General features: G+C 66.4%; 1 protein-coding gene. It reads left to right on the forward strand.

Features of this window, described 5'->3' with window-relative positions:
- A partial coding sequence (locus ACFHW0_RS31635) for an AMP-binding protein (RefSeq protein ID WP_416613290.1) occupies nucleotides 1-1,088 on the forward strand: 1,088 nt, incomplete at both ends.

Consider the following 1,088-nt stretch of genomic DNA (forward strand, 5'->3'; position numbering starts at 1 on the left):
TGGAGCCGCTGGTGGTGGCGGGTGATGCTGGGGATGCGGCTTGTGTGATGTTCACGTCGGGTTCGACGGGTCGGCCGAAGGGGGCGTTGGCGTCGCATCGGGCGATCGTCGGCACCGTCGTGGGGCAGGATTTTGTTGATCTCGGGCCGGATCAGGTGTGGTTGCAGTGTGCGCCGGTGTCGTGGGATGCGTTCGCGTGGGAGTTCTGGGGTCCGTTGTTGAACGGGGCCGTTTGTGTGTTGCATCCGGGTCAGCGGCCGGAGCCGGCGCGGATCGCCGAGTTGGTTGCTCGTCATGGGATCACGACGTTGTTCCTGTCGACGGGGTTGTTCAATCTGATGCTCGATGAGTTTCCGGAGACGCTCGCCGTGGTGGGGCAGGTGATCACGGGTGGTGAGGCGGCTTCGGTGGAGCATCTGGCTCGGGCCTGTCGGTTGCCTGAGTTGCGGTTGGTGCATGCTTATGGGCCGGTGGAGAGCATGATCTTCACGAACTGTCATCGGATCGAGTCGCCTCCACAACATGCGCCGGTGCCGGTCGGTGCGCCGTTGGTGAACCGTCGTTGTTATGTGTTGGATGAGCGGTTGCGGCCGGTTCCGGTGGGTGTCACGGGTGAGTTGTATGTCGCCGGTACGGGGTTGGCGGATGGTTATCTGCGTCAGGCGGGGTTGACGGCTGAGCGGTTCGTCGCCGATCCCTTCGGTGGTGCGGGTGCGCGGATGTATCGCACGGGTGATCTGGCGCGGTGGACGCGCGACGGCATGGTGGAGATCATCGGTCGGGCTGACGACCAGGTGAAGATTCGGGGGTTCCGGATCGAGCCGGGTGAGGTCGCCGCGGCTCTCGCCGCGCAGCCCGGCGTCGGTCGGGTGGCTGTCGTGGTTCGTGAGGACCGGCCCGGTGACAAGCAACTCGTGGCCTACCTGACCCCGGCAGCCGGCACGCAGTCGGACCTGGTGGTGGCCGACCTACGCCGCGCCGCCGCCGCGACGCTTCCCGCCCACATGGTGCCCGCCGCCTTCGTGCTGCTCGACCGGCTACCACTGACCGCCAACGGCAAACTCGACAGGACAGCACTACCCGCCCCG

It is taken from the genome of Micromonospora sp. LOL_025, from assembly GCF_048060285.1.
GTDB lineage: Bacteria > Actinomycetota > Actinomycetes > Mycobacteriales > Micromonosporaceae > Micromonospora.